Raw genomic sequence first — 26,261 nt, 5'->3', positions numbered from 1 at the left:
GACTCTGATGCCAAAGAGTTAGAAAGACGGACTAGATGCTTGAGATCAAAAACCTCCACGCCAATGTCGACGGCCGCGAGATCCTGAAAGGCCTCGACCTCACTTTGCCCACGGGCGAGGTGCACGCCATCATGGGCCCGAACGGCTCCGGCAAGTCGACCCTTGCCTATGTGCTCGCCGGCAAGGAGGACTACGAAGTGACCGAAGGCTCCATCACCTGGAACGGCAAGGACCTGCTCGACCTAGACCCGTCGGCGCGCGCCGCCACCGGCGTCTTCCTCGCCTTCCAATATCCGATGGAGATTCCCGGCGTCGCCACCATGACCTTCCTGCGCAGCGCCGTGAACGCGGTGCGCAAAGCCCGCGGCGAGGACGAGCTGTCGACCCCGGACTTCATGCGCTTGGTGAAAGAGAAGGCCAAGGGCCTGAAGATCGACGCCGAGATGCTGCGCCGTCCGCTCAATGTCGGCTTTTCCGGCGGCGAGAAGAAGCGCAACGAGATCCTGCAGATGGCGCTGCTTGAGCCGTCGCTCTGCGTGCTCGACGAGACCGATTCCGGGCTCGATATCGATGCCCTGCGCATCGTCGCCGACGGCGTCAACGCGCTTCGCAGCAAAGAGCGTTCGATGCTCGTCATCACCCATTATCAGCGGCTCCTCGACTACATCGTACCCGACAAGGTGCATGTGCTGTCCAAGGGCCGCGTGGCGCGCTCCGGCGGGCCCGAGCTGGCGCTCGAGCTCGAGAAGACCGGCTACGCCGAATTTGGCGGCGAAGCCACGGCCGCGTAGGGAGACTTAATTCATGGACTTGTCCGTCCAACAGTTCCGCAGCAAGGCCGAGCAGGATTATCTCGACCTTTACACCAAGGCCGAGAAGGCGCTTCCCGGCGCGGGCAACCCGTTTGTCGCGGCGCTGCGCGCCGACGCCATCAAGGCCTATGGCCGTCTGGGGCTGCCCCATCGCCGTATCGAGGCGTGGAAATACACCGATCTGCGCGCGCGGATCGACGAGGTCCATCCGCTCGTCACCGCGCTGGGCATCCCCGTGAGCGACGAAGCGCTCGAAGCCGCGCTGGGCAGCGCGATCGCGGCGTTCCCCGCCTACCGCATCGTCATCGTCGAAGGCGAATTGCGCGTCGATCTATCGGACATGTCGGGGCTCCGCGAGGCCGGCGTCGAGGTCAGCTCGCTGTCCCATCTGCTGGAGATGCCGCCGGAATGGCTGAAGGCCGCCTTGGGACAGGTCAATCCGCGTGAGGACGACGCCGTGCTGGCGCTCAACACCGCACTGATGACCGGCGGCGTGGCTTTGCGCTTGCCCGAGGGCCTGACGCTTGGCAAGCCCATCCATCTCGTCCATCTCGACGGCACCGGCGAGGCGGCGTCCACCTTCACCCGCAATGTCATCGCCGCGGAGGCGGGCGCCTCGGCCACGGTGCTCGAGAGCTATGGCAGCCTCGGCATGACGGGGCTCCAGCGCAACGCCGTCACCGAGATCAAGATTGGCGACAAGGCCGCGATTAATCACATCAAGATCCAGCGCGAAGCCCCTGAAACGATTCACCTCAATGTGTGGCTCGCGGCCCTCGGAGCGGATGCCCGCTATAACGGCTTCCAGCTTTCGACCGGCGCCGCGCTCGCCCGCAATCAGGTCTATGTGGCCTTCAACGGTGAGGGGTCCTCGGCGGACATTTCCGGTGCGTGCCTCGGCCGCGACCGCCAGCACTGCGACACCACCCTGGTGGTCGAGCATCGCGTGCCGGCCTGCGACAGCCGTGAATTGTTCAAGGTGGTCCTCGACGACGAGGCGCGCGGCATCTTCCAGGGCAAGGTCATCGTCTCGCCGGATGCGCAGAAGACCGACGGCAAGCAGATGGCTCAGGCGCTGCTGCTGTCCGAGACGGCGGAGTTCGATTCCAAGCCCGAGCTTGAGATCTTCGCCGACGACGTGGTCTGCGGCCACGGCGCCACCTCCGGCCAGATCGACGAGGATCTGCTGTTCTATCTGGAATCGCGTGGCCTGCCCGAGCCGGAAGCGCGCGCCATGCTTATTCAGGCCTTTGTCGGCGAGGCCTTCGAGGTCGTCGACGACGAAGCCTTGCGTGAGGCGTTCAACGCCGCGTCAGCCGCTTGGCTCGGCGTCGAGGCCGGCTGACGGGGAGGGCCGATGACCATCATTACGCCACCGGTCAACACCAAAGCGGCCAAGACATCCGCGCCGTCGATGCGCCGTTCGACCTCGACGCTATCCGCGCCGACTTTCCCATTCTGGCCGAGACGGTCCACGGCAAACCGCTGACCTATCTCGCAACGGCGCCTCGGCGCAAAAGCCGCAAAGCGTGATCGATGCCGTCAGCAACGCTTACGGCCACGAATACGCCAACGTCCATCGCGGGCTCCACCATCTGTCGAATCTCGCCACCGCCAATTTCGAGAAGGCGCGCGAGACGGTGAGGGGCTTTCTCACGCGCGGTCGGACGAGGAGATCGTCTTCACCCGCAACGCCACCGAGGCGATCAATCTCGTGGCCTCGTCGTTCGGGCGCCCGCGCATCGGCGCCGGCGACGAGATCCTGCTCACCATCATGGAGCACCACTCCAACATCGTGCCTTGGCATTTCATCCGCGAGCGGCAAGGCGCGGTACTGAAATGGGCGCCGGTCTCCGACGACGGCGACTTCCTGCTCGACGAGTTCGAGAAGCTGATCACGCCGCGCACCAAAATGATCGCCGTCACCCAGATGTCGAACGTGCTGGGCACGATCGTGCCGGTGAAGGAGATCGTGCGCATCGCCCATGCCCACGGCATCCCCGTGCTCATCGACGGCGCCCAAGGCGCGGTGCACATGCCCGTCGACGTGCAGGACCTCGATTGCGATTTCTACGTCTTCACCGGCCACAAGCTTTATGGTCCGACTGGCATCGGCGTGCTCTACGGCAAGAAGGCGCTGCTGGAGGCCATGCCGCCGTATCAGGGCGGGGGCGAGATGATCGGCTATGTCACCACCGACGAGGTGACCTACGGCAAACCGCCGCACCGCTTCGAGGCGGGGACGCCGGCCATCGTCCAGGCCATCGGGCTCGGCGCGGCGATCGACTATGTCGAAGGCATCGGCCGCGAGGCCATCAAGGCTCATGAGGATGCGCTGCTGGCCTATGCCATGGAGCGCCTCGGCGAGTTGAATTGGTTGCGGATTTTCGGCCGGGCCAAGGACAAGGGCAGCATCATCTCCTTCGAGGTGGAGGGCGCCCATGCTCACGATGTGAGCACAATTCTCGACCGGCACGGCGTCGCGGTGCGCGCCGGCACCCATTGCTGCGAGCCTCTGCTGGCCCGCTTTGGCGTAACCTCGACATGCCGTGCCTCATTCGCCATGTATAATAGCTTCGAGGAAATCGACCGGCTCGTGGACGCACTGCGCAAGACCCGTGAGATGTTCGCTTAAACTCGGTGACTGACATGATTGAAAAGACTCAGAGAAACGAGACGGCGGAGACGCCCGACGAGATGTCGCCGGGGATCGCCCAGTCCGTGCCGGGCGAGGTGCAGTCAGCCGCCGAGGCGCGGACCCTGGCGAGCCTGGCGCGTCGCCAACGCCCGGGATGATCGTGGAGAGTGCGCCGTCGTCCATTCCGCCGGAGGAGCTTGAGCAGCTTCATTCTGATCTCGTGTCGGCGCTGAAGACCGTGTTCGACCCTGAAATTCCGGTCGACATCTACGAACTCGGCCTCATCTACAAGATCGATGTCGACGACGACCGCAATATCGACGTGGTCATGACGCTCACGGCGCCCGGCTGTCCGGTGGCGGGCGAGATGCCCGGTGGGGTGGAGAACGCCGTCAGCGCGGTGCCCGGCGTGGGCCAGGTGAAGGTCAATCTGGTGTTCGATCCGCCCTGGGACATGTCGCGCATGTCCGACGAGGCCCGCCTCGAGCTCAATATGTTCTAGAGCCAAGCTCTTGAACAAACCGTCAAATCAACCCAACTTGTAGCCATGACCACGCCCCGACCCCAAGTGATGCGCCTGACCGCCGCCGCCGCGGAGCGGATTCGCAAGCTTTCCGCCGCCTCCGGCCGGGAAATCGAGGGCGTGCGGATCGGCGTGAAGAATGGCGGCTGCGCCGGCATGGAATACACCATGGAATATGCCGAGAGCCGCGGCCCCCATGACGAGGTGGTCGAGGATAAGGGGGTCAAGCTCCTGATCGATCCGACGGCGGTGATGTTCCTGCTCGGCACCGAGATGGATTATCAGGCGGACCGCATGCATTCTGGCTTCGTGTTCAACAACCCGAACCAGACGAGCGCCTGCGGCTGTGGCGAGTCGGTGATGCTGACGCCCGCAGGCGGACAAGCGGCCGAGCCCGCCGAGTAGTTTCCAGACAGCTGAATTATCGTTGGGAGAAGGTTGAGCGCCCTCGGGCGCTCAGAAGCGTGGGAGCCCTACGGCACCCGCACCGGGCGCATCATGAAGGCCGGGACATGGTCGCCCATGCCGCGCGCCTGTTGCGAACCCTTATTCCGGTCCTGAGACCGGTCCTGGCCGCCCCGGCCTTGCTTGCGCTCGCCTTGCTTACCCCGATCGCGGCCGCCCTCCCGGCGCTCGTCGTCCCGCGCCTTGGCGCGGGGCTTGGCCTGACGGCCATTGCCGGAGTCTTGCTCGGCGCTTTGGGGCTTGGCGGCGGCCTCTTTCGGCTTGGGAGCCTCGGCTTGCGCCATCACCGGCTTGTCGGCGCCATTGGGGCTCGCCGCCTCGGCAGGGGCGCCTCTGGCGCTCGTGTGCTTGGGGCCTGTGTCCTTGCCTGTATCCTTGGGGCCTGCGTCCTTTGAGCGCCGCGAACGGCCACCGCGCCGGCGCCGTCCATCGCTTCGCTCGGAACTCTCGGCTTGCGCCCGCTCTTCCTGGGTAGGGGGGCCGTCGACCCAGGCAATCTCCTGGCCCAACATCTTCTCGATGGCCTTGAGCGCCTTGGTGTCTTTCGGCGTCACCAGCATGGCGGCGAAGCCTTCGCGTCCCGCCCGGCCCGTGCGGCCGATGCGGTGGACATAGTCTTCCGGATGGACCGGCACGTCGTAATTGAAGATGTGGCTCACGTCGGGAATATCGAGCCCGCGCGCCGCCACGTCGCTGGCCGCGAGGAAGGCGATCGTGCCGTTGCGGAAGGCGTCCAGGGTCGCCGTACGTTCGCGCTGGTCGAGGTCGCCATGGAGCGCCCCGACATTAAACCCGTGCCGCTGCAACGACCGGAACACGACACCGACATCTTTCTTGCGATTGCAGAAGATGATGGCGTTTCTGACGTCCACCTCTTGCATCAGCTCCCGTAAGGCCAGCCGCTTGCCGGCCGGATCGTCAGGAGCCTTCTTCAGGCGCTGCACGATGGTCGTTGCGGCGGTGGCCGGCGGGGAGACTTCGATACGTTCGGGGTTGTGCAGGAAATTGTCGGCGAGGCGCTGGATTTCCGGCGGCATCGTCGCCGAGAAGAACAGGGTCTGGCGGGTGAAGGGGAGTTTCTTGCAGATGCGCTCGATGTCGGGAATGAAACCCATGTCGAGCATGCGGTCGGCTTCGTCGACCACGAGAATCTCGATCGCGTTCAACAGCAGCTTGCCGCGCTCGAAATGATCGAGCAGGCGGCCCGGGGTGGCGATCACCACATCGGCGCCGCGATCGAGCTTCTTGTCCTGTTCGACATAGGACACGCCGCCGATGAGGAGCGCCATGGTCAGCTTGTGGTTCTTGCCGAGGAGCTCGAAGGACTCCGCCACTTGGGCGGCGAGCTCGCGGGTCGGCTCAAGGATCAGCGTTCGCGGCATGCGCGCCCGGGCGCGTCCGCGTTCCAGCCGCGTCAGCATGGGCAGCACGAAGGATGCCGTCTTGCCGGTACCGGTCTGGGCAATGCCGAGCACGTCGCGGCCCATGACCGCTACGGGAATGGCATTGGCTTGAATTGGGGTCGGGGTCTCAAATCCAGCCGCAGTGACGGCGGAGACAACTTTGGGGCTTAGGCCAAGATCAGAAAAGCTCATGCGTTAGCAAAAATACCGCGCGGCCTTTGGGCGGCGCGCATCTTCTTTCTTTCGGCGCAAAGGTTTGCTGCTACGATTCGTGGTCTCTGCGCAAGACACCACTGGAGCGTTACGGCCTGATGACCGTCTTTCGCTAGCATTCAAATAGGCGGCATGACGCATGGGCGCAAGGGGCAAAAATAGGCAGAAAGAAGGTAAATCAAGTGAAATCGCGCTCTCCGCCCCTTCGGAGGCCGCGTCAGAGGATCGCGCCCTTTTGAACCGTCCCGCGATGGGCACGTTCTATAAGATGCGCGCGGGGGAGAGGAAGTTGAGGGCAGGGCATCCATGAATACGGTCGACTACGCCGATGTGGCGATCAAGCCGCCGCTTCTGTTTGTGGCGGCGCTGGCGCTCGGCTGCGTGTTGTCCCTCATTCTGCCGATCGGCCCTGGCCTGGCCCAGCCCAACGGGCTTGGCCTCACGGTCGGCTTTGTCTGCATGGGCCTCGGCTTCGCCTTGGCGATCCTCGCCGCCCGCGCTTTCCACCGTGCCGGCACCCATGTCGTGCCTGGGCTGCCGGCCACGGCTCTCGTGACCGCCGGCCCATATCACCTGACGCGCAATCCGATTTATATCGGCCTCGTGCTCGTCTATTTCGGCCTATCGATCATCCTGACGAGCGTCTGGGTGCTTCTCCTCCTCATGCCGGCGCTGATGATCTTGCAGCGCGGCGTAGTCGAGCCGGAGGAGGCCTATCTGGAGCGGAAGTTCGGCGACGCCTATACGCGCTACAAAACCCGCGTGCCGCGCTGGCTCTAAGCGCCGCGGGCGCCTCGCCTAGATGTCGAGCGCCTCGGGTTCGGCGAATTCGGCGCGATCCTGAATGAATTTGAACCGCGCCTCGGGCTTATTGCCCATGAGCTGATCGACCAGCATCGTGGTGCTGCTGGGGTCCTCGTCGATCTCGACGCGCAGCAGTGTGCGCACCGAGCGATCCATGGTCGTCTCTTTGAGCTGCTTCGGAAGCATCTCACCCAAACCTTTGAAACGACTCACATCGATCTTGCCGCGGCCGTTGAACTCCGTGGCCATGAGCTCGTCCTTGTGGGCGGGATCGCGGGCGTAGAGCGTCTTGGCACCTTGGCTGATGCGGAACAGCGGCGGCACGGCGAGGTAGAGATGCCCGCCCGCGATGAGCCCGCGCATCTCGCGGTAGAAGAAGGTGATGAGCAGCGAGGCGATATGCGCGCCGTCCACGTCGCGTCGGTCATGATCACCACTTTCTCGTAACGCAGATCCTCGTCGCGATAGCGCGTGCCCGTGCCGCAGCCGAGCGCCTGGATGAGATCGCTCAAGAGCTGGTTGTCGGCGAGCTTGGAGGAACTGGCGCTCGCCACGTTGAGGATCTTGCCGCGCAAGGGCAGCACGGCTTGTGTCGCGCGGTCACGCGCCTGCTTGGCCGAGCCGCCGGCGGAATCGCCCTCGACGATGAAGATCTCCGTGCCTTGCGCCCCCGTGGAGGCGCAATCGGCGAGCTTGCCGGGAAGGCGCAAGCGGCGGGTCGCCGTCTGCCGGCCGATCTCTTTCTCTTTGCGGCGCCGCAAGCGCTCCTCGGAGCGGTCGACCACCCAATCGAGGAGGCGGTTGGCTTGGGTCGGATTGCCGGTCAGCCAATGGTCAAAGGCGTCGCGGATAGCGCTCTCGACGATGCGCGCGGCTTCCTGGGTCGCCAGCCGGTCCTTGGTCTGGCCTTGGAACTCCGGCTCGCGGATGAACACCGACAGCATGGCCGCCGCCGTGCCGAGCACGTCGTCGGCGGTCACTTGCGCCACGCGCTTGTTGCCGGTGAGCTCGCCATAGGCGCGCAAGGCCTTGGTAAGTGCGGCGCGCAAGCCCGCTTCATGGGTGCCGCCGTCCGGCGTCGGCACGGTGTTGCAATAGGAGCTGAGAAAGCCGTCGGCGTCACCCAGCGATCGCCCATTCGACCGAGCCGTGACCTTGTGCCTTCTCGATGCGTCCGGCGAATACGTCGTTGGTGACCGTGGTGAGGCCTTCGATGCGGGTGGCGAGAAAGTCCTTCAAGCCGCCGGGGAAATGCAGAACGGCGGTCTCGGGTGTCTCGGCGTCGTTGCCGAGCAGCGCCTTGGCGCAGGACCAGCGGATCTCGACGCCGCGGAAGAGATAGGCCTTCGAGCGCGACATGCGGAACAGGCGCGACGGCTTGAACGCGGCGCCCTTGCCGAAGATCTTGGGGTCCGGCTTGAAGCTGATCTTGGTGCCGCGCCGGTTCTTGATGGCACCGAGATTTTTTATCGGGCCATCGGGGACCCCGCGCGTATAGCTCTGCCGGTAGAGCTTCTGGCCCCGTGCCACCTCGACGTCGAGCGTCTCCGACAGGGCGTTGGCCACCGAGACGCCGACGCCATGCAAGCCGCCGCTGGTGGCATAGACCTTGGAGTCGAACTTACCGCCCGCGTGCAGCGTGGTCATGATGACCTCGAGCGCCGACTTCTTCTTGAACTTGGGATGCGGATCGACCGGAATGCCGCGGCCGTTGTCGGTCACGGTGAGGGTGCCGTCCGCGGCGAGGTCGACCTCGATGCGGCTCGCATGGCCCTCGACCGCCTCGTCCATGGCGTTGTCGAGCACCTCGGCGAAGAGGTGATGCATCGCCTTCTCGTCGGTGCCGCCGATATACATGCCCGGGCGCCGGCGAACCGGCTCCAGGCCTTCCAGCACCTCGATATCGGCGGCGGTATAGGCATCGTCACCGCCGCGGCCGCCGGCGCTTTTCCGCGCGGGCGCCTTGGAGGCCGTGGCCGGCTTCCTTTTCGGCGCGGCATCGAACAGATCACTGGTCGAGGCAGGTTTGCGGGTGCGTGCTATGGGCGTGTCCTCATGCCAAAGGCGCTAATCGCGCTTCCGGATGTGGAAAGAATCAACGACGTGTGGAACCCGTCGATAGCTCGCACGCGCCCGGCGGATTTTCAAGAGCCAGCGGCGTGGCCGGGCGATCAGCCGATCTTGCCGCCGCCGTCCTTGGTGATGACCATGACCGAGGGGCGCGGCGGCATGCCGTCCTCGAAATCGGGCCAGCGCGTGACGGGATCGTTGAAGGTGGAGGCCCGGCCGAAGCCGATCATCGCCTCGGCCCCGTCGGCGCCCGGATGCTGCACCGAGACGAACAGCGTCTCGCCGTCCGGCGTGAAGCAAGGCCCGCACATTTCGGCGCCGATCGGCACGCGGAAGAAGAGCTTCGGCGTGCCCCGCGCGGCGCCTGCCGTCTCCAAGGCGAACAGGCCATCGGCGCGCCCGGTGCGCGGCCAGTTGTCGCCTTGGTCGGTGGCGACCCACAGCCGCCCGTCCTTGTCCACGGCGGCGTGTCGGGGCAGGCGAACCAGCCGCCGTCCTTCGAGGTTTCGGGACTCCACATGGCGCCAACGGCGGCGATCGCCGGGTCGCCGCATTTGACCAGCATGTCCCAGGCGAAGCTGTCGGCGGCGTGGTCGCCGTCGGGTGGCGTCATCTCGATGATATGGCCAAAGGCGTTGTCCGGCCGCGGGTTCGCCGCGTCGATGTCCTTCTCTTTACGCTTCGTGTTGTTGGTGAGGATGACATAGACCTTGCCGGTGACCTCGTTGGGCTGCACGTCCTCCGGACGGTCCATGCGGGTCGCGCCCAACAGATCCGCGGCGCGCGGCGTCGATCACCACCGTCGGCCTGGGACTCGAATCCGAGTCCGGCGTCAGCACGGGCGGCCGAACTCGAGCGGCAGCCAGTGGACCTTGCCGTCGGCGTCGAACCGCGCCACGGACATCAGGCCATGCGACAGCAGGCGTTTATTGGCAGCCCGGTCGTCGGGGTCGTAATGGCCGGCCGAGACGAAGCGATAGACATACTCGCCGCGCCCGTCATCGCCGCAATACACGACGATACGGCCGTCGGTGTTGACGACGCACTCCGCGCCCTCATGGCAGAAGCGTCCAAGGGCGGTGTGCTTCACCGGCTCGGAGTCCGGCTCGAACGGGTCGATCTCGACGATCCAGCCGAAGCGGTTCGGCTCGTTCGGCTCCGCATCCACATTGAAGCGGTCGATGAACTTGCCCCAGGCCTGCCACAGCCCCGGAATGCCGTAGCGCGCGTAGCTCTGGGCCTGGTCGCCGCCGAGGCCGGTGGGGGCGGCGCCACCCGGCTCGCAGTGATTGGTCCAGAAATAGCCGTGGAAGTTCTCTTCGGCCGTCAGATAGGTGTCCCAGGGTGTCTTGCCCCCCGCGCAATTGTTGAGCGTACCTTGGATGGTCTTGCCGGAAGGATCGCCGCTCGTTTGCAGACGCTTGTTGCCGACCGCCGGGCCGTCGACGGACATGACGGTGCTGGCCGGGCTGATGCGCCGGTTATAGGGACTGTCGAGCACGGCCTCCCAATCGGCGCCCTTGCGCACGATCTCGACCACGGTCACGCCATGCGCCGCCATCTCGACATCCACGATCTCCGCGGTCATGTCGCCGAAGCCGGAGGTGTCCTGGCGCTTCTTGATGCCCGGAAACATCAGCTCTTCATTGGTGTATTCGTGATTGATGCAGAGCAGCCCGTGAGTGCTGCTTCCGTCGATCGGGAAATAGGCGATGTAGTCGTTGTTGTAGCCGAAGCGCTTGAGCTGATCGGCGGCGCTCTGGTTGTTGGGATTGAACGGAGGCAGCCCGGGCGCCAGGGGATCGCCCCACCGCAGCAGCGGCTTGGCCTGGTAGCCCGCCGCGACGTGATGCGTGGTGTCGATGCCGGGCTCGACACCGTCGAAGTCGAAGCGGTCGGCGGTGGTCGCGGCGGCTGCGGTGCTGGCCCTGAAGGCGGCCGGGCCGAACAACGCCGCGGCGGCGGTGACGCCCAGCGTGCCGCGCATGACGTCCCGGCGGCTATAGCGCCGGATGATGACCTCGCCGATTGTTTCGCCGTCCTCGGGGCTGCGCGGGATATCGTCATGGGCCTCGCAGGCCGCGGCCCGGTTGCGGAAGATGTCGTTATTGGTCATATGCCTGCCCAGCGGAACAATTGGTTTGCCCCGAAATTAGAGGGCTGCGGTGACAGATTTGCGAAGAGGAATGGCTCATGGCCGAACATACACCCGTCTGCGATTTTGGCTGGAAGGCGCCTGATTTCGAGCTTCCCGGCGTCGACGGCAAGACCTACAGCCTGGCCGACCTCAAGGGCCCGAACGGCACCCTCGTCATGTTCATCTGCAACCACTGCCCCTATGTAAAGGCGGTGATCGACCGCATCGTGCGTGACGCCAAGGCGCTCGCGCCGCTCGGCGTCAGCGCGATCGCCATCTGCGCCAACGACGCCACCACCCACCCAGACGATTCCTTCGACAACATGAGGCCTTCGCCCGGGAGCACGGCTTCACCTTTCCCTATCTCCATGACGAGACTCAACAGGTCGCCCGCGCCTATGACGCCGTCTGTACGCCCGACTTCTACGGCTTTAACGGCGATCTCGAACTGCAATATCGTGGGCGCCTCGACGCAAGCGGCCGGGAGCCCGCCTCCGCCGATGTCCGCCGCGACCTGTTCGAGGCGATGAAAGAGATTGCCGAGACGGGTAAGGGCCCGCGCGAGCAGGTTTCGTCCATCGGCTGCTCCATCAAGTGGAAGGCCGCCTGAGGCGCGCGTAGCGTCGCCGTTAACGCGCGCTTAAGTCTAACGCTTTCCCGTTTCTTTACCCTCTCGTCCCTAAAATTCTCGGCAAAGACGAGGGGATTTCGAGCGGTGTTGATGCGTTACGCCATGCTGGTGGGGTTGGCTGCGGTGTCCGTATGGGGCGCGGTCAATCTCGGCACGACGAATGCAGCCATGATCCTGGTGGATGCCGGGCAGGGCGGCCAGCCGGCCAACCTGTCGCTCTGGGTGCTCGGCATGATCGCCGCGTTCATCACGCTATCGCTGTTCCGCTTTGTGATCTTCGGTCTGCCGTCGATGTTCGACGACTGGTACCGGGACAACAAGTCGTGGCTCTACGTGACCGTGGGCGGGGCCCTGATCTACGGAGCGATCTATCTGATGTAGGCGCGCGCGCCGAGAAAAGTTTGGGGGAGCCTGGCAAGAACTATTGGCCTCCCGCGTCCGACGGGGGAACGCGGGACATAAGGGCCCAAGGTTCGGCAGGCCGGGCGAAAGAGGGGGCGACCGCAAATCTTGCGGCCGCCCCCATCTTGTCTCGAGCGTCTGGATCCGGAACCGGCTAGACGCTGTAATACATGTCGAACTCGATCGGGTGCGGCATCATCTCGTACCGCTCCACCTCTTCCATCTTAAGTTCGAGATACGCGTCGATGGCGTCGTCGGAGAACACGTTGCCCTTCTTGAGGAAGGCGCGGTCGGCGTCCAGCGACTCGCAAGCTTCGCGCAGCGAACCACAGACGGTCGGCACCTTCTCGAGCTCCTCCGGCGGCAGATCGTAGAGGTTCTTGTCGATCGGATCGCCCGGGTTGAGCTTGTTCTCGATCCCGTCAAGGCCCGCCATCAGCATCGCCGCGAAGGCGAGGTAGGGATTGGCGGTCGGATCGGGGAAGCGCACCTCGACGCGCTTCGACTTCGGACCGGTGCCGAGCGGAATGCGGCACGAGGCTGAGCGGTTGCGCGACGAATAGGCGAGAAGCACCGGTGCCTCATAGCCCGGCACCAGACGCTTGTAGGAGTTTGGTGCTGGGGTTGGTGAAGGCGTTGAGCGCTTGGCATGCTTCAGGATGCCGGCGATGTAGTGCAGCGCCGTGTCCGACAGGTCGGCATATTTGTCCCCGGCGAAGATCGGCGTCGAGCCCTTCCAGATCGACTGGTGGGTATGCATGCCCGAGCCGTTGTCGCCGAACACCGGCTTCGGCATGAAGGTTGCCGTCTTGCCGTAGACATGGGCGACGTTGTGGATCACGTATTTGTAGATCTGCATGTCGTCGCCGGTCTTGACGATCGGTCCGTACTTGATGCCGAGCTCGTGCTGGGCGGCGCCCACCTCATGGTGATGCTTCTCGGTGGTGACGCCCATTTCGGCCATCACCGACAGCATCTCAGAGCGCAGGTCCTGCGCGGAGTCGATCGGCGGCACCGGGAAATAGCCGCCCTTGGTGCGCGGACGGTGGCCGAGATTGCCCATCTCGTACTCGGTGTCCATGTTGGATGGCAGCTCCGTGCAGTCCAGCCTGTAGCCGCAGTTGTAGGGCTCGGCCGCGAAGCGCACGTCGTCGAACACGAAGAACTCGGCTTCGGGTCCGAACACGGCCACGTCGCCGATGCCGGTCTGCTGCATATAGGCTTGCGCCTTGCCGGCGATGGAGCGCGGATCGCGCTCATAGGGCTCGTTGGTGAGCGGCTCGAGCACGTCGCAGAACACGGCCAGCGTGCTCTGCGCGAAGAACGGGTCGATGACCGCCGAGTCGCAGTCCGGCATGAGCTTCATGTCGGACTCGTTGATCGCCTTCCAGCCCGCGATCGACGAGCCGTCGAACATGACGCCTTCGGCAAATGCCTCTTCGTCCATGAGGGACGAGTCCATCGTCACGTGCTGCATCTTCCCGCGTGGGTCGGTGAAGCGCAGATCGACGAATTTGATCTCCTCGTCCTTGAGTTTCTTAGCAATACTCTTTGCGTCTGCCATTTCCACTCCCTGTCATGCATGATTGAGCCGCCCATTCAAAAAGGGCAGCCATTAGGTGTTGCTTCCAATTACACTCTAGTCGTTCAGCAGGCGGTCAGTCGTCAGATGGCATCGTTCCCCGTCTCGCCCGTGCGAATGCGCACGGCTTCCTCCACGTTCGACACGAAGATCTTTCCATCCCCGATGCGGCCTGTCTTGGCCGAGGCGATAATGGCCTCGATCGCCTTCTCCACCATGTTATCGCCAAGCACGAGCTCAAGCTTTACCTTTGGCAGGAAATCAACCACGTACTCGGCACCGCGATAAAGCTCGGTATGGCCCTTTTGACGTCCGAACCCCTTGGCCTCGGTCACCGTGATACCCTGGAGTCCGATTTCTTGCAGGGCCTCTTTTACCTCATCCAGCTTGAAGGGCTTGATGATCGCTTCGATCTTTTTCATTGTTCGTCCTAAACCTCCCGAGCGGCACAAGGCGGCACCGACGTCGCGTCGTCGTCTCCGCCATCCAAAAGCACTATGCGCCAGCCAAAGCACGCCCTGTGCCAATCTCTTGTGCGAAACTTTTGGCTGCTATTCCAGTCGTCTAACGCTATCTCGCAAATTTCTCAGGCGACTGCTAGTGCAAGCGTGCCTAAAGGGTAGGCGCTATGCTTAAAAAACATGCAAGTGCGGGCCGATCCCAGCTTTTGCCCGCCACGATGGCCGCCGCATGCAACAGGCAAACGACGGATCGGATGACCGCACACCATGCTTGAGCTCTTGACCGCGGAGGAAATGGGACGCGCCGACAGCCTCACCATCGAGGGTGGAGTGCCCGGCGCGTGCTCATGGAAAATGCAGGGCGCGGCGTCGCCGATGAAGTCTTCGCGCGGTTCCGATCGCGGCGACCGTCGTGGTGCTCTGCGGTCCCGGCAACAATGGCGGCGATGGGTTCGTTGCCGCGCGCTACCTGACGGAGCACGGCTATGCGGTGCGGCTCGGCTTCGATGGCGATCCGGCGAAGCTGCCCGCGGATGCCGCCACCATGGCCGCGCGCTGCGGAAAGACGCCCGAGCCCCTGAGCTCGGAATTGCTGGCGAGCGCCGACGTCATCGTCGATGCGCTGTTCGGCGCAGGCCTCGCCCGACCCATCGAGGGCAAGCTCGCCGATCTGATCGACGCCGCCAATGCCTGCGGCGCCCCCATCGTGGCGGTCGACGTGCCGAGCGGCGTCGATGGCACCACGGGAGCGGTGCGCGGCACCGCCATCCACGCCGATGCCACGGTGACCTTCTTCCGCCTGAAGCCGGGACATCTTCTGCTACCGGGACGGCTCCACTGCGGCGCGGTCGGCCTCGTCGATATCGGCATTCCCGACAGCGTGCTCGCCACGGTCAAGCCGAACACCTTTGCCAACGAGCCGGGGTTGTGGCTTCCGGAGTTCCCCTGGCCGACGGAGGAGGGACATAAATATCTGCGCGGTCATGCGCTGGTGGCCTCGGGGCCGATGGACGCGACCGGCGCCGCGCGCATGGCGGCACGCGGGGCGTTGAGAGCCGGTGCCGGGCTTGTCACCGTCGCCTCGCCGCGGAATGCGCTCGCCGTGAATGCCTCCCAGCTCACGGCGATCATGGTGCGCGAAGCCGATGGTCCACAAGGGATCGCCGCGCTGCTGTCCGATCCGCGCAAGAACGCCTTTCTCATCGGGCCCGGCCACGGCTCGGCGAAGAGACCAAGGCCACGGTGCTGACCGCGCTCAAGGCCGGTCCGAGCGTGGTGCTCGATGCCGACGCCTTGACCTCGTTTGCCGACGACAGGGAAACGCTGTTCAAGGCCATCCACGGCCGCGAGGCGCCCGTGGTGATCACGCCGCATGAGGCGAGTTCGCCAAGCTGTTCGGCGATGTGCCGGGGACCTCCAAGGTCGACAAGACGCGCACCGCCGCCGCACGCGCCGGCGCCATCGTGGTGCTCAAGGGGGCCGACACGGTGATCGCCGCGCCGGACGGGCTGGCCGTGATCGACGCCAACGGCACGCCCTGGCTGGCCACGGCAGGGTCCGGCGATGTGCTCGGCGGCATGATCCTCGGCATGCTGGCCCAAGGCATGAGCGCGGTCTGGGGGGCGAGCGCCGCCGTATGGCTTCATGGCGAGGCCGCCAAGGCCTTCGGGCCCGGCCTGATCGCCGAGGATTTACCGGAGATGCTGCCCGAGGTGCTGCGCGGCCTCGAATCCCTGTCGCTCGATGGTTGGTCGCTCGACGGCTGAGCGCCGCCGCTTGGGTCAGGGAAGCCCCGGGCGACCCTTTGTTGACACACTCCAACCTTATGGGAGACATGAAGGGAAGACGCCGCTCAAGGGAAAGCCGCTCATCGCCGCCATGGCATTCTTTCGCGCCAATTTCCGTCTGATTCTCGCCGCCGGCCTCGTTCTCGGGGCGGCCGCCCGGCGCATGCCGAGGACCAGATTCTGCTACGCGCCCGCGAAGGCGCGGCCGCCATGATCCGCGGTCAGTTCGACCGGGCCGTCACCCTTTATGACGAGGCCCTGGCGACCCCTGACGTCTCCACCTTCGTGCAGGCGAGCATCTATAGCGACCGGGGCGTCGCCAAATGGCGCATGAAGCAGACCAGGGAGGCGATCGACGACTTCAACGCCTCGATCCAACTCTCGCCCGAGAGCGCCACGGTCTACAACAATCGCGGCAATGCCTTGATGGATCTCGGCCACCCCGAGGAGGCCGTCAAAGACTTCGACCGCGCCATTCAGCTCCAGCCCGCCTACGGCGCCGCCTACAACAATCGCGGCAACGCCTATGCCGCTCTCGGCCAATATGAAGAGGCCTTTCAGTCCTTCCGCAAGGCGGCCGAGCTGCTGCCGCAAAGCCCGGTGCCGTTCAACGGACGCGGGCGGACCCATGAGGAGCTGGCCCGCTATCATGCGGCCGTGCGCGATCTCACCCGGGCCATCAGCCTCGATCAGAAATATGCCGCCGCCTATCGCAATCGCGCCGAGGCGAATTTTGCCATCGATAATTTCAGCGAAGCTGCCGAGGACGCCACCCAAGCGCTAGACCTCGAGCCCAACGTGCCCCAGCCCAAGCTCGTCCTGCTGCGCGCGGAGGCCTATGCGGCGGAGAACAGATTCAAGGAAGCCATCGCCGATTTCGATACGGCGCTCGAGCTCAATCCCGATTTGGTCGAGGCCTATGTGGAGCGGGGCGTGCTCTTCGCCAACAACAAGCGCTACGACGATGCCATCGGCGACTACACCCGCGCATCCAGATGGATCCGAACAACGCCAAGCTTACGCCATGCGCGCCGAGGCGAAGCTCAAGTCCGACTCCCTCGACGAGGCGCTGATGGACGTGAACCGGGCGCTGGAGCTCAGCCTGGGCGATCCGCTGGCTTTGCGCATACGCGGCGGCGTCTACGAGGCGCAAGAGCGCGTCGATGACGCCATCTACGACTACCAGCGCGCGCTCGCCAAGGATCCGTTCCAGGCCGAAAGCCGCGCCGCGCTTCTCCGCCTCAATCAGGAGGTGCCGGTGGCTACGGGCCAGCCTCTCGGCGAGGCGATGGACGGCTGGGTCGTGACCGAGCCGTCGCCGGGCCGCTACATGGCGAGCAATCCGGATTACGGAGCGCTGCGGGTCGAGCTCGAGATGTTCGGCGCCGGCAAGCCAAAGATCTTGGAATGGAAGCTGATGCGCGGCGCGCTGTCCGGCATCGGTCTGCTGAAATATTACGCTGGCGATTTCGGCGGCGGCGACGAGCTGGAATATGTGGCCATCGTCGACACGCGGGCCAACAAGGTCGTGTCCATCGAGCCGCAGCGCTGGGGCGAGCGGGCGGCCCAATGGAACTGGCAGGCGGTCTCGGTGGTCGTCACGGACCCGGACGGCCATGCCAACGAGATTAAGCTCCGCAAGGAGCGCCGGGCGCCGGTGGCGCGCGGCCGCGATACCGATTCGTGGGGTTTCGGCGGGCAGCCGCGCAACGAGCGCCGGCGGGCGCGTGGTGGCGGCGGCGGTGGCGGCGGTGGCGGCGCCTTCGACTGGCTTTTCCGCTGATGCTTGGGCGGACCGAAGGGGGCGCGCATGACGCGCTTCCTCGCCAGCGTGCGCGATGCCGACGAGGCGCAAATCGTGCTCGATGCCGGCGCCGATATCGTCGATCTCAAGGATCCCGGCAAAGGCGCGCTCGGTGCCGTAGACCTCGTCACCATCGAGGCCTGCGTGAGCGTGGTCGCCGGCCGGGTGCCGGTCAGCGCCACGGTGGGCGATCTTCCCATGGATCCCGGCCTTGTCGCCGGCGCGGTGAGGGCCACGGCGGCGTGCGCCGTCGATGACGTCAAGCTCGGCGTGCTGCCTGGCGGCGACCCGCAAGCCTGCTTCAAGATCTTGCAGGCCGAACGCTGCCGCGCGGGCATCATCCTGGTGTTCTTTGCCGACGCCATGCCGGCGTTCGACCCGGTCGCCGCCGCGGTGGCGATGGGCGCTCGTGGCGTGATGCTCGACACCGCCGGCAAACGGACGGGATCGCTTCTGGACCATATGAGCATCCCCGACATCGCCCGCTTCGTGACGGCGGGTCAGCGCGAGGGGTTGATCGTGGGCGTGGCCGGCGCGCTGCGCATCGCGCATGTGGCGCCCTTGCTGGCGCTCTCCCCCGACGTCATCGGCTTTCGCGGCGCGCTGTGCCATGGGGCACGTCGGAGCGCGGGCCTCGATTCCGCCGCCTGCCGCCGCATTCGCAGCCTGATTCCGGCGGAGCCGGGCCGGTCCGAGACGGAAATGCGGGAGCCGCGCGCCGCGGCTTTGTGCTAGAGCTTCGACCGACAAAGCCGCCACAGGACCGGGACCGATGACGGACAAGCGACTGGGACGCATCTCTTCCACGCGCGACACGGGCAAGCCCCACGACCGCATCTTCGTGCACGACTACGTGCTCGACGTGGAGATCGGCGTGTTCACCAACGAGAAGGGCGTCACCCAGCGCGTGGGCTTCTCCGTCGATGTCGACGTGATGCCCGCGACCGGCGCGCTCGACGACGATATCGGCAACGCCTTCGATTACGACTACATCACCAAGGGCATCAAATCGATCATCGCGCGCGGCCATATCAATTTGGTCGAGACCCTGGCCGAGGAAGTGGCCGACCATTGTCTCGCTCATCCCCGCGCGGCGCGCGTCATGGTCAGGATCGAGAAGCTCGACAAGGATCCCGGCGCCGTCGGTGTCGAGATCGTGCGGAGCAAGGCGGAGACCTGAGGCATGGATGGCCGGGCGCTGCAAAGGGGCGCACATGCGCCGCTCACTTGCGAGGCGCCGCGTACCGTCGTCAAGCTCGGCGGCAGCGTCATCCGCTCGCAAGCCCTGTCCGCTTGGCTGGATGCGATCGCCGCAAGTCCCGTTCCCGTCGTCATCGTGCCGGGGGGAGGGGCGCTCGCCGACGAGGTGCGCAACTGCCAGCAGCAGCTGGGCTTCGGCGATGCTGCCGCGCACCGCATGGCGCTGCTCGCCATGGATCAGCTCGCTTGGGCGGTGGCGGGCATGCGGCCGGGCTTCGAGGTCGGCCACGACGCGGAAGCGCTTAGAGGAATCCTCGGCCGGGACCATGTCGCGGTGTGGGCGCCATACACACTCGTCTCGGGCCGCGCCGACGTGGAAGCCACCTGGCGGCTGACCTCCGACAGCCTGGCTCTGTGGCTCGCGGGGCAACTGGGCGCCGAGACCTGCTATCTTATAAAGTCCGTCGAGCGGCGGCATGCGCCCTTGAGCGCCGCTCAGCTCGCCCGTGACGGCGTCGTGGACGAGGCCTTTCCCGCCATGCTGGCCGATACCGGCGTCGCGGCCGCCATCTTCGGCCAGGGCGATCAAGAGGCGCTTGCCGCGAGCCTCGCCGACAATACGCCGCGCGGCGCTGATCGAGTAGGCTCAGCCCGCGATGACCGAGAGCATCCTGTTTCTGACCGGACATTTGGCGCAAACCCGCCTCGAGGCCGTCCTTCAAGACATGGAGGCGGATTTCGACTGGAAGGTGCTCGACATCGGCGTGAAGGTGGCGGCGCTGATGACCGAGGAGATCATCATGCGCCGGCTTCCCGATCGGGGCGACGCGGACAAGATCATGCTGCCGGGCCGCTGCCGGGCCGATCTGGACCGCCTGAGCGAGCGCTACGGCGTGCCGGTCGTGCGCGGGCCGGACGAAATCAAGGATATTCCCGCCTTTTTCGGACGTGCGCGCAAAGCGTCCGACATGACGCAATACGACATTCAAATCTTCGGCGAGATCATCGACGCCACGGCCATGACCATCGAGGAGATTCTCGCGCTGGCGGAGGATTACTCCTTCAAGGGCGCCGATGTGATCGATCTCGGTTGCTTGCCCGACACGCCGTTTCCGCATCTCGAGGACGCGGTGCGGGCCCTCAAGACTCATGGCTACAAGGTCAGCATCGACTCCGCCGATCCCGACGAGTTGTTGCGCGGCGGCAAGGCCGGCGCCGATTACTTGCTGAGCCTCAATGAGTCCACGCTCCACATCGCCGACGCGGTGTCCTCGGTGCCCGTCCTCATTCCCAAGGATCACGGCGACATGGCCTCGCTCTACCGGGCCATGGACGCGCTCGATGCCAAGGGGCGGCCTTACCTCGCCGATCCCGTGCTCGATCCGATCAATTTCGGCTTCATGCAGTCGTTGGAGCGCTATGCGCGGCTACGCCGCGAGCGGCCCGACGTGGAGATCCTGCTGGGGACCGGCAATCTCACCGAGCTGACCGAGGCCGACACCACGGGCACCACGGCCATGCTGATCGGCATCGCATCCGAGCTCAAGATCAAGAACGTGCTCGTGGTGCAGGTCAGTCCCCATACGCGGCGCACCTACGAGGAGCATGACGTCGCCAGACGCCTGATGTTCGCCTCGCGCGCCGACGGCGAGCTGCCCAAAGGCTACACCGACGAGCTGCTATGCCTGCATGCGAAGCGGCCGTTTCCTCAGACGCCCGAGGAGATCGCCGAGAACGCCGCAGCGGTGCGGGACAAGAATTTCCGCATCGAGATCGCCGAGGACGGCGTCCACATCTATAACCGGGACGGCCATCACGTCGCGCAAGACGTCTTCGAGCTGTTTCCCAAGCTCGGGATCGACGAGGACGGTCCCCATGCGTTTTATCTCGGGGCCGAGCTGGCCAAGGCCGAGATCGCTTGGCGGCTTGCCAAACGCTACGCGCAAGACGACCCGCTCGATTGGGGTGTCGCCGCCGATACGCCGAGCGACGACAGAACGCGGCTCAAAGAGGCCGGCCACACATTGCTCGCCAAGAAGAAGGGCAAAACCTCATGACGCAGCCTAAGGTGCCATCATGCCGATGATCCGCGAATGTATCGTCACCACGCTCAACGACGACGGCAGCGCCTATATCGCGCCGCTCGGCCTCATTGAGGACGGCGACGGCTGGGTCATCGCGCCGTTCCGCCCGTCGACCACGCTGGACAATCTGCGGGCCAATCCGTTCGCCGTGGCGAGCTTCACCGACGACGTGCTCGTCTTTGCCGGTTGCCTGACCGGCACCAAGGAGTGGCCGGTGCGGCCGGCGACCCACATTCCCGGCGCCGTGCTCGAAGGCGCGCTGGCCCATATCGAGCTCACGGTCGACGAGATCGAGGAGGACGAGGTGCGGCCGCGCTTTCATTGCCGCGTCGTGCATGAGGCGACCCACGCCCCGTTCAAGGGCTTCAACCGGGCGCAAGCGGCGGTGATCGAGGCGGCGATCCTGGCCAGCCGCCTGAAGATGCTGCCGCGCGAGAAGGTCGAGCAGGAGCTCGCTTATCTTCAGATCGCCGTGGAGAAGACGGCCGGTCCCAAGGAGCACGAGGCTTGGCGGATCCTGGTCGAGAAGATCGAGGATCACTACAAGCACGCGCCAGAGTAGACTTGCGCTGACGACCCTGGTCAGCCGACCCTGTACCGTTCTCTGAAGGGAGTGACCATGACGCGCTTTGTCCACCTTCGCTTCGCCGCCGCATCCCTGGCGCTGCTGACGCTCGGCACGGGTTGCGCGGCGCGGGCGACGACTCGGCCGTCGAGGGCAAGGCTATTCTCGAGAAATATTGCGCGCGCTGTCATGCCATCGGCGCGGCAGACGAGAGCCCTCTGGAAAAGGCGCCGCCGCTACGGAAGATCTATCTCACCTATCCCATCGAGCAGCTTGAAGGCGGGTTCGCCGAAGGCATGGGCTCCAGGCATCGGGACATGCCGCAGATCCAATTCTCGACCGAGCAGGTCGATGCGATCCTGACCTATCTCGGCGGGATAACCGGCGTCGACCCAGCGACACGGCCACGCACGGAGGTGCCTGACGAAACACCTCCGTAGGGTGGGAGCCTCTGGGGCCGTGCGCTCGAGCGCCATCTGCGGTATAATTGTCAAACGGGGGCAACCGGCGCTGCACAGCTAAACGCCAGCAACGGAGGTCCAGCCATGAAAGTCAAAGAAGCAATGCACAAGGGCGTCAACTGGGTCGACCCAGGCACGTCTATTGTCGACCTCGCCAGACTGATGCGCCAGCATGATATCGGTGCCATCCCGATCGGCGAGGGGGACCAACTTATTGGCATGGTCACTGACCGTGACATCGTGTGCAAAGGGCTCGCGCAGCCAGGCTTTGATGCCAAGCGCGCCACCGCCCGCGATGTCATGACACCCGGCATCCATTGCTGTCGGGAGGACGATGATCTCGCCAAGGCAATCCATCACATGGAGGAACTGCAGGTCCGCAGGCTACCGGTCATCAATCGGAAAAAGAGGATGGTCGGTATCCTCAGTCTCGGCGATATCGGACAGACCACGTCCGGCGACCTGCTGTCCGAATGCGTAAGAGGCGTAGCGGCACACCATTGATTGGCTGAGGGGCGCCGCCCGTGCAGCGGTAGATCCGAGGCGTGTCAGCGCCACTCGGATCACGCCGCTGCCGTCGGCGTGCAAGGAGACGTTACGGCCCTCGAAGCGTGCCGCCGCCTGCTTCCATGAACGGGCGGAACATTCTTCTGTACTGACCTGGAGTCAGGCCGGTCGACCGCTTGAACAGCCTGCGGAAGAAGGCAAGGTTTTCATAGCCCAGGTCCGCGGCGATCTTCTCGAAGGAGACGGACCCGGCCTCGAGCTGTCGCTTCGCTTCCTCGATACGCAGGCTCTGCACATAATTGATGGGCGTCGTTCCGGTCGCGACCTTGAAGCGCCGCTTGGCACTACGCTCCGGAATGCCGGCAATCGCGGCCATCTTCGTCACAGCCTCGGCATCGCGATAGTGCTCGGCAAGCCATTCTTCGCATCGGCGCACGATTGCGTCGGCGTGGGGCTGTGGACGGACCAGGGCGGCGTAGGGAAGCTGCCCCTCGCTGTGCCACTTCAAGAGATAGACCTTGGCGATCCGCAAGGCCTCGCCGGGGCTGACATGGCGCGCGATGATATGGAGCGCCAGATCGTGCCAGGACGTCGTTCCGCCGGCGGTGACGATGCGCCCGGCAGGATCGGCGAATACGAGCGGCGGCTCGGGGCGGAAGCGCACTTTCGGGTAACGAGTCCGGAAGAGATCCTCATAACCCCAGTGGGAAGTGGCCTCCTTATTGTCGAGTAGGCCTGTGGCCGCGAGCATCACGGAGCCGGAACAAGCGGAGTAGATGCTGCTCCCGGCGTGGTAGCGCCGCCGCACCCAATCCAGGACGTCCGGATAGCGGCCCTTGAGATCGTCGTCAGGTGCGAGCCACAACTCCGGCAGGATGACGATATCGGCGGAGGGATCGTCGCCGACGAATTGGTCGGGCGTGACCGGCACGCGATTGCCGCAGACGAAGGGCGCATCGACCGGCGATACGATTCGCGGGCGGATGGGATGATACGGCGTATCGGTCCAGGCCAGTTCCTCCCAAAGATTGCCGGCGGAGGCCAGAACGTCGACCATGCCGTAGAGAGCCGAGCCCGCGGTTTCCGGCACGGCGACGATTAGGGCTTCGATCGGAGGGGCCGAGGTCTCCATGACGGGCGATCTTGGCACGAATCGACCCTTTCTGACGAATATCGATCTGAGGGGGTGGAAACGCCTTCCTTATCTTGATCCCTAGAAGCCGCCGCGATGGCGCGGGAGGCGAGATGCGAATGGAGATCAAGCATGAAAACGCAGCAAGCAATGACACAGCCAGTCATGGTCAATGGCCTGGATGTCCAGGCGGCCTTCGACACGATTGATGCCATCAAGGCCGATCCGGGCTTGGCCAGGTTCCAGTTCCGGGCCGCCAATACGTGGATCAGCGGAGGGACGAACCGCTCCACCATCCGCGACTTCTACGGAGCGGGGCGTGAGGACGACTCCCGGGAGGAGCCGTTCGAGTTCATGAACGGAGAGCCGCCTGTCCTGCTCGGCGACAACGAGGGCGCCAACCCCGTGGAGTTTCTCTTGCACGCCATGGCGGGATGCGCCACCACCACGCTCGTGCTGCACGCAGCGGCACGCGGCATCACGATCCGGCATCTCTCGACGAAGCTTGAGGGTGAGATCGACATGCGAGGCATGCTTGGACTCGATGAGAGCGTGTCACCGGGTTACGAACGGATCCGCATTCTCATGAAGATCGAGGCGGATTGCTCCGACGAGATGTTGGAAGATCTGTTGGACGTGGCGCGGACCCAATCTCCGGTTTGCAATACGGTCTGCCGCCCGGTGCCTGTCGTCATTGAGAGAGCGGCCTAGGCAGGCCGCGGGCGCTGATCGCGCTGCTATCCGGCTAAGGCACGTTTCGGCGCATCGCTAGGCAAATATCGCGGCGATCCGAGGGGCCCGCTAGGCCCCTCGGATCTTCATCGCGTCCTCAGCCGGTTATTTTGGGCCGATATAGGGATCGTTGAAGCGGGCGTCGACGCAGGCCACGCCGTTCCAATAATGGAACTCGCCACAGCTCGCGGGCCGCAGCGGCGCCACGACGACCACGTCGCCATCATCCGTTTCCACGACCACCCCTGGCTCCACCACGCGCCCGGGCCGGTGACCGGCGGCCAGACGCCATTGCGGCGGTAATAGCGGCGGCGCCAATCGACCTTTTGCACGGCGGTGGACGCCGCGTCCAAGGACGCCATTGAAGAGAGCGGCGCGGCCGGGGCGGCCGTCGTGCCGGCAGTGAGAAGGAGGGCGCCGGCGACCAGGGCGGCTGCCGAAGTCAGAATAACGCGCATGTGAGGCTCCGTTGGTTGTTTCGGGCTGTGTCTTCCTAACGGTCTTGAGCCCCGCGGGTTCAGATTGAGGTCCAGCACCATCAATAATTGGTTTCCGGCCGTTCCGGCCTGTGTGCCTGAAGTCCCGAAGGGGAGAGGCCGTTATGATGGCTGTTCGCTGGAGGCCGCGAGCCTCGGACCCACCGACGCGAGCAATAGCTCGTAGGCGCGGTCGGCGATCTCTTCCAGAGACTTGGTCTTGGCGAACATGGACCGCGCTTGGCGATGACCTCCTCGCGGCTCGGCATATGCGGCAGATGCACGGTGGCGAGCACCTCGGCGGTGCGGTCATGGGCCCGGTTGAGCCTCTCGCGCAGCGCCGTCAGCTCGGAGGCGTGCAGCGCCGAGGCGATGGAGTGGGCAATGCCTTCGGCATTGAAATGCGCCGCGAGCTGCTCGGCCGCGCGGTTGATGACCGATGCGCGCCGAGCCGCTGCTCGTTCCGCAACACCTGCTCGGGCGGCGAGCGCATATCCCACACGACGCCCATCCAGGAGAGCGCCTTCAGGATGTAGAAGGTCGGATCGATCTCCCACCAGCGGAAGCCTTGCCGCACGCTGCTCTGGAAAGCGTGGTGATTGTTGTGCCAGCCTTCGCCCATGGTGAAGACGGCGAGCAGCCAATTGTTGCGGGAGTCGTCGCCGGTCACGTAGCGCTTCCGGCCGCGCACATGGGCAAGCGAGTTGATGCAGAACGTGGCGTGATAGACGAGCACCGTGCTCCAGAAGAAGCCGACGAACAGGCCGGACCAGCCGGCGATGAGGAAGCAGAGCCCGGCGAGCACCACGGCCGGCACGAGCTGGTATTTGTGCAGCCACCTGAGTTCGGGATAGCGCATCAGGTCGGCGACCGCCGCCTCGTCGAACAGGTCGTGCCGCTTGGCGAAGATCCACCCCACATGGCTATAGAGAAAGCCTGTATGGCGGGGCGAATGCACATCGAGTTCGGTGTCGGAATGCAAATGATGGTGGCGGTGCTTGGCCGCCCACCACAACACGCTCTTCTGCGCGGTGCTCTGCGCGAGGATGGCGAGGATGAAGCGGAAGGTCCGGCTGGTCGTATAGGCGCGGTGCGAGAACAGCCGATGATAGCCGGCGCCGATAGCGAAGATGCGGATCCAGTAGAGCGCAACGCAGAGGATGACCGCCGGCCAGGTGACGCCCGACCAGATCGCCCCGAAACACGCGAGATGGACCAAGACGAAGGGAATGGCGGAGGGGTAGACGATGTCGTCATGGACGTCATCACGGGCAAATTCCGTGGGCATAGATTCGCGAGTCCTCTTGTCGTTGTTTGGCGCAATTTAGCGCATTTTGAGCAGAATGGGGGCAGAAGCAGTGCCCTTCGGCCG

Annotated in this window: 23 protein-coding genes and 6 pseudogenes; 21 read left to right on the top strand and 8 right to left on the bottom strand. The window is 64.9% G+C overall.

Features of this window, described 5'->3' with window-relative positions; translation table 11 throughout:
* The first annotated feature begins 35 nt into the window (after positions 1–35).
* The 6 genes and pseudogenes from sufC to AUC69_RS10320 all read left to right on the top strand — a co-directional run bounded on the left by sufC (position 36) and on the right by AUC69_RS10320 (position 4,378).
* Entirely contained in the window at positions 36–791 is a 756-nt protein-coding gene (sufC, locus tag AUC69_RS10340) for a Fe-S cluster assembly ATPase SufC (RefSeq protein ID WP_069442085.1), read from the top strand.
* 13 nt (positions 792–804) lie between these two features.
* The gene (gene sufD, locus AUC69_RS10335; protein ID WP_141700735.1) at positions 805–2,157 is read left to right on the top strand and encodes a Fe-S cluster assembly protein SufD; all 1,353 of its coding nucleotides are present in this window, start codon (positions 805–807) and stop codon (positions 2,155–2,157) included.
* A 56-nt stretch (positions 2,158–2,213) separates the two neighbouring features.
* A pseudogene (locus tag AUC69_RS10330) lies at positions 2,214–3,447 on the top strand (cysteine desulfurase).
* A gap of 14 nt (positions 3,448–3,461) precedes the next feature.
* On the top strand, positions 3,462–3,608 hold the full coding sequence (locus AUC69_RS17485) for a hypothetical protein (RefSeq protein ID WP_158008082.1): 147 nt from the start codon (positions 3,462–3,464) through the stop codon (positions 3,606–3,608).
* Positions 3,605–3,952 carry an SUF system Fe-S cluster assembly protein gene (locus AUC69_RS10325; RefSeq protein WP_069442084.1) on the top strand — a complete coding sequence of 116 codons (348 nt, stop codon included), beginning with the start codon at positions 3,605–3,607 and terminating at the stop codon, positions 3,950–3,952. The genes AUC69_RS17485 and AUC69_RS10325 overlap by 4 nt, the downstream gene beginning before the upstream one ends.
* A 45-nt stretch (positions 3,953–3,997) precedes the next feature.
* The gene (locus AUC69_RS10320; protein ID WP_069442083.1) at positions 3,998–4,378 is read left to right on the top strand and encodes a HesB/IscA family protein; all 381 of its coding nucleotides are present in this window, start codon (positions 3,998–4,000) and stop codon (positions 4,376–4,378) included.
* 68 nt (positions 4,379–4,446) lie between these two features.
* On the opposite strand, the gene AUC69_RS10315 is transcribed toward AUC69_RS10320, so the two are convergent.
* The gene (locus tag AUC69_RS10315; protein ID WP_069442082.1) at positions 4,447–6,033 is read right to left on the bottom strand and encodes a DEAD/DEAH box helicase; all 1,587 of its coding nucleotides are present in this window, start codon (positions 6,031–6,033) and stop codon (positions 4,447–4,449) included.
* Between the two features lie 327 nt (positions 6,034–6,360).
* Here AUC69_RS10315 and AUC69_RS10310 point away from each other — a divergent pair, with 327 nt between their 5' ends.
* Positions 6,361–6,834, top strand: coding sequence for a methyltransferase family protein (locus AUC69_RS10310; protein WP_069442081.1), 474 nt, complete (start codon positions 6,361–6,363; stop codon positions 6,832–6,834).
* An 18-nt stretch (positions 6,835–6,852) separates the two neighbouring features.
* Here the strand turns inward: AUC69_RS10310 and parE are convergent.
* Together parE and AUC69_RS10300 are read right to left on the bottom strand one after the other, a co-directional pair.
* Positions 6,853–8,865: pseudogene (gene parE, locus AUC69_RS10305) on the bottom strand (DNA topoisomerase IV subunit B).
* Between the two features lie 164 nt (positions 8,866–9,029).
* Positions 9,030–10,915: pseudogene (locus tag AUC69_RS10300) on the bottom strand (PhoX family protein).
* Positions 10,916–11,121: 206 nt separating this feature from the next.
* Between AUC69_RS10300 and AUC69_RS10295 the strand changes: the two are divergent.
* Positions 11,122–11,675 (top strand): annotated as a pseudogene (locus AUC69_RS10295) (thioredoxin family protein).
* 105 nt (positions 11,676–11,780) lie between these two features.
* A complete protein-coding gene (locus AUC69_RS10290; RefSeq protein ID WP_141700734.1) occupies positions 11,781–12,077 on the top strand; it encodes a hypothetical protein in 297 nt (98 codons plus the stop codon).
* Between the two features lie 175 nt (positions 12,078–12,252).
* Here AUC69_RS10290 and glnA read toward each other — a convergent pair whose 3' ends face one another.
* Both glnA and AUC69_RS10280 read right to left on the bottom strand, forming a co-directional pair.
* Positions 12,253–13,662, bottom strand: coding sequence for a type I glutamate--ammonia ligase (gene glnA, locus AUC69_RS10285; protein ID WP_069442079.1), 1,410 nt, complete (start codon positions 13,660–13,662; stop codon positions 12,253–12,255).
* 101 nt (positions 13,663–13,763) lie between these two features.
* Positions 13,764–14,102: a P-II family nitrogen regulator gene (locus AUC69_RS10280; protein WP_069442078.1), complete on the bottom strand. Its 339-nt coding sequence runs from the start codon at positions 14,100–14,102 to the stop codon at positions 13,764–13,766.
* A gap of 451 nt (positions 14,103–14,553) precedes the next feature.
* On the opposite strand from AUC69_RS10280, the gene AUC69_RS19755 reads away from it, so the two are divergent.
* The 11 genes and pseudogenes from AUC69_RS19755 (at position 14,554) to AUC69_RS10235 (ending at position 22,546) form a co-directional block, all read left to right on the top strand.
* Entirely contained in the window at positions 14,554–15,390 is an 837-nt protein-coding gene (locus AUC69_RS19755; RefSeq protein WP_141700733.1) for an NAD(P)H-hydrate epimerase, read from the top strand.
* A 154-nt stretch (positions 15,391–15,544) separates the two neighbouring features.
* Positions 15,545–15,907 carry an ADP-dependent NAD(P)H-hydrate dehydratase gene (locus AUC69_RS19750; RefSeq protein ID WP_425283527.1) on the top strand — a complete coding sequence of 121 codons (363 nt, stop codon included), beginning with the start codon at positions 15,545–15,547 and terminating at the stop codon, positions 15,905–15,907.
* 231 nt (positions 15,908–16,138) lie between these two features.
* Positions 16,139–17,095, top strand: coding sequence for a tetratricopeptide repeat protein (locus tag AUC69_RS10270; protein WP_069442077.1), 957 nt, complete (start codon positions 16,139–16,141; stop codon positions 17,093–17,095).
* Positions 17,001–17,711, top strand: a complete 711-nt coding sequence (locus tag AUC69_RS17480; RefSeq protein ID WP_069442076.1) for a tetratricopeptide repeat protein — start codon at positions 17,001–17,003, stop codon at positions 17,709–17,711. Before AUC69_RS10270 ends, AUC69_RS17480 begins: the two co-directional genes overlap by 95 nt.
* Positions 17,712–17,738: 27 nt before the next feature.
* Positions 17,739–18,467, top strand: coding sequence for a (5-formylfuran-3-yl)methyl phosphate synthase (locus AUC69_RS10260; protein ID WP_069442075.1), 729 nt, complete (start codon positions 17,739–17,741; stop codon positions 18,465–18,467).
* Positions 18,468–18,504: 37 nt separating this feature from the next.
* On the top strand, positions 18,505–18,912 hold the full coding sequence (locus tag AUC69_RS10255; RefSeq protein ID WP_069442074.1) for a dihydroneopterin aldolase: 408 nt from the start codon (positions 18,505–18,507) through the stop codon (positions 18,910–18,912).
* Positions 18,913–18,915: 3 nt separating this feature from the next.
* Positions 18,916–19,389 (top strand): annotated as a pseudogene (locus tag AUC69_RS19745) (amino acid kinase family protein); the annotation flags it as partial.
* A gap of 199 nt (positions 19,390–19,588) precedes the next feature.
* Positions 19,589–20,989 (top strand): DUF6513 domain-containing protein, encoded by a 1,401-nt coding sequence (locus AUC69_RS10250; protein ID WP_069442073.1) that lies wholly within the window; start codon positions 19,589–19,591, stop codon positions 20,987–20,989.
* Positions 20,990–21,008: 19 nt separating this feature from the next.
* On the top strand, positions 21,009–21,578 hold the full coding sequence (locus AUC69_RS10245; RefSeq protein ID WP_069442072.1) for a DUF447 domain-containing protein: 570 nt from the start codon (positions 21,009–21,011) through the stop codon (positions 21,576–21,578).
* Between the two features lie 122 nt (positions 21,579–21,700).
* Positions 21,701–22,021, top strand: coding sequence for a c-type cytochrome (locus AUC69_RS10240; protein ID WP_069442071.1), 321 nt, complete (start codon positions 21,701–21,703; stop codon positions 22,019–22,021).
* A 105-nt stretch (positions 22,022–22,126) separates the two neighbouring features.
* Positions 22,127–22,546 (top strand): CBS domain-containing protein, encoded by a 420-nt coding sequence (locus AUC69_RS10235; RefSeq protein WP_069442070.1) that lies wholly within the window; start codon positions 22,127–22,129, stop codon positions 22,544–22,546.
* Positions 22,547–22,637: 91 nt separating this feature from the next.
* Here the strand turns inward: AUC69_RS10235 and AUC69_RS10230 are convergent, their stop codons facing one another.
* A complete protein-coding gene (locus tag AUC69_RS10230; RefSeq protein ID WP_204377314.1) occupies positions 22,638–23,699 on the bottom strand; it encodes a GlxA family transcriptional regulator in 1,062 nt (353 codons plus the stop codon).
* Positions 23,700–23,813: 114 nt separating this feature from the next.
* Between AUC69_RS10230 and AUC69_RS10225 the strand changes: the two genes are divergently transcribed.
* Positions 23,814–24,392 carry an OsmC family protein gene (locus tag AUC69_RS10225; RefSeq protein ID WP_069442068.1) on the top strand — a complete coding sequence of 193 codons (579 nt, stop codon included), beginning with the start codon at positions 23,814–23,816 and terminating at the stop codon, positions 24,390–24,392.
* Between the two features lie 126 nt (positions 24,393–24,518).
* Here AUC69_RS10225 and AUC69_RS17475 read toward each other — a convergent pair whose 3' ends face one another.
* A complete protein-coding gene (locus tag AUC69_RS17475) occupies positions 24,519–24,656 on the bottom strand; it encodes a hypothetical protein (protein WP_158008081.1) in 138 nt (45 codons plus the stop codon).
* 356 nt (positions 24,657–25,012) lie between these two features.
* Positions 25,013–26,177: pseudogene (locus AUC69_RS10215) on the bottom strand (acyl-CoA desaturase).
* Positions 26,178–26,261: the final 84 nt, after the last annotated feature.

Origin of the sequence: Methyloceanibacter superfactus (assembly GCF_001723305.1) — a bacterium.
Taxonomy (GTDB): domain Bacteria; phylum Pseudomonadota; class Alphaproteobacteria; order Rhizobiales; family Methyloligellaceae; genus Methyloceanibacter; species Methyloceanibacter superfactus.
The sequence above is the reverse complement of the archived record's forward strand: the minus strand, read 5'-3'. Positions and strand labels throughout refer to the sequence as shown.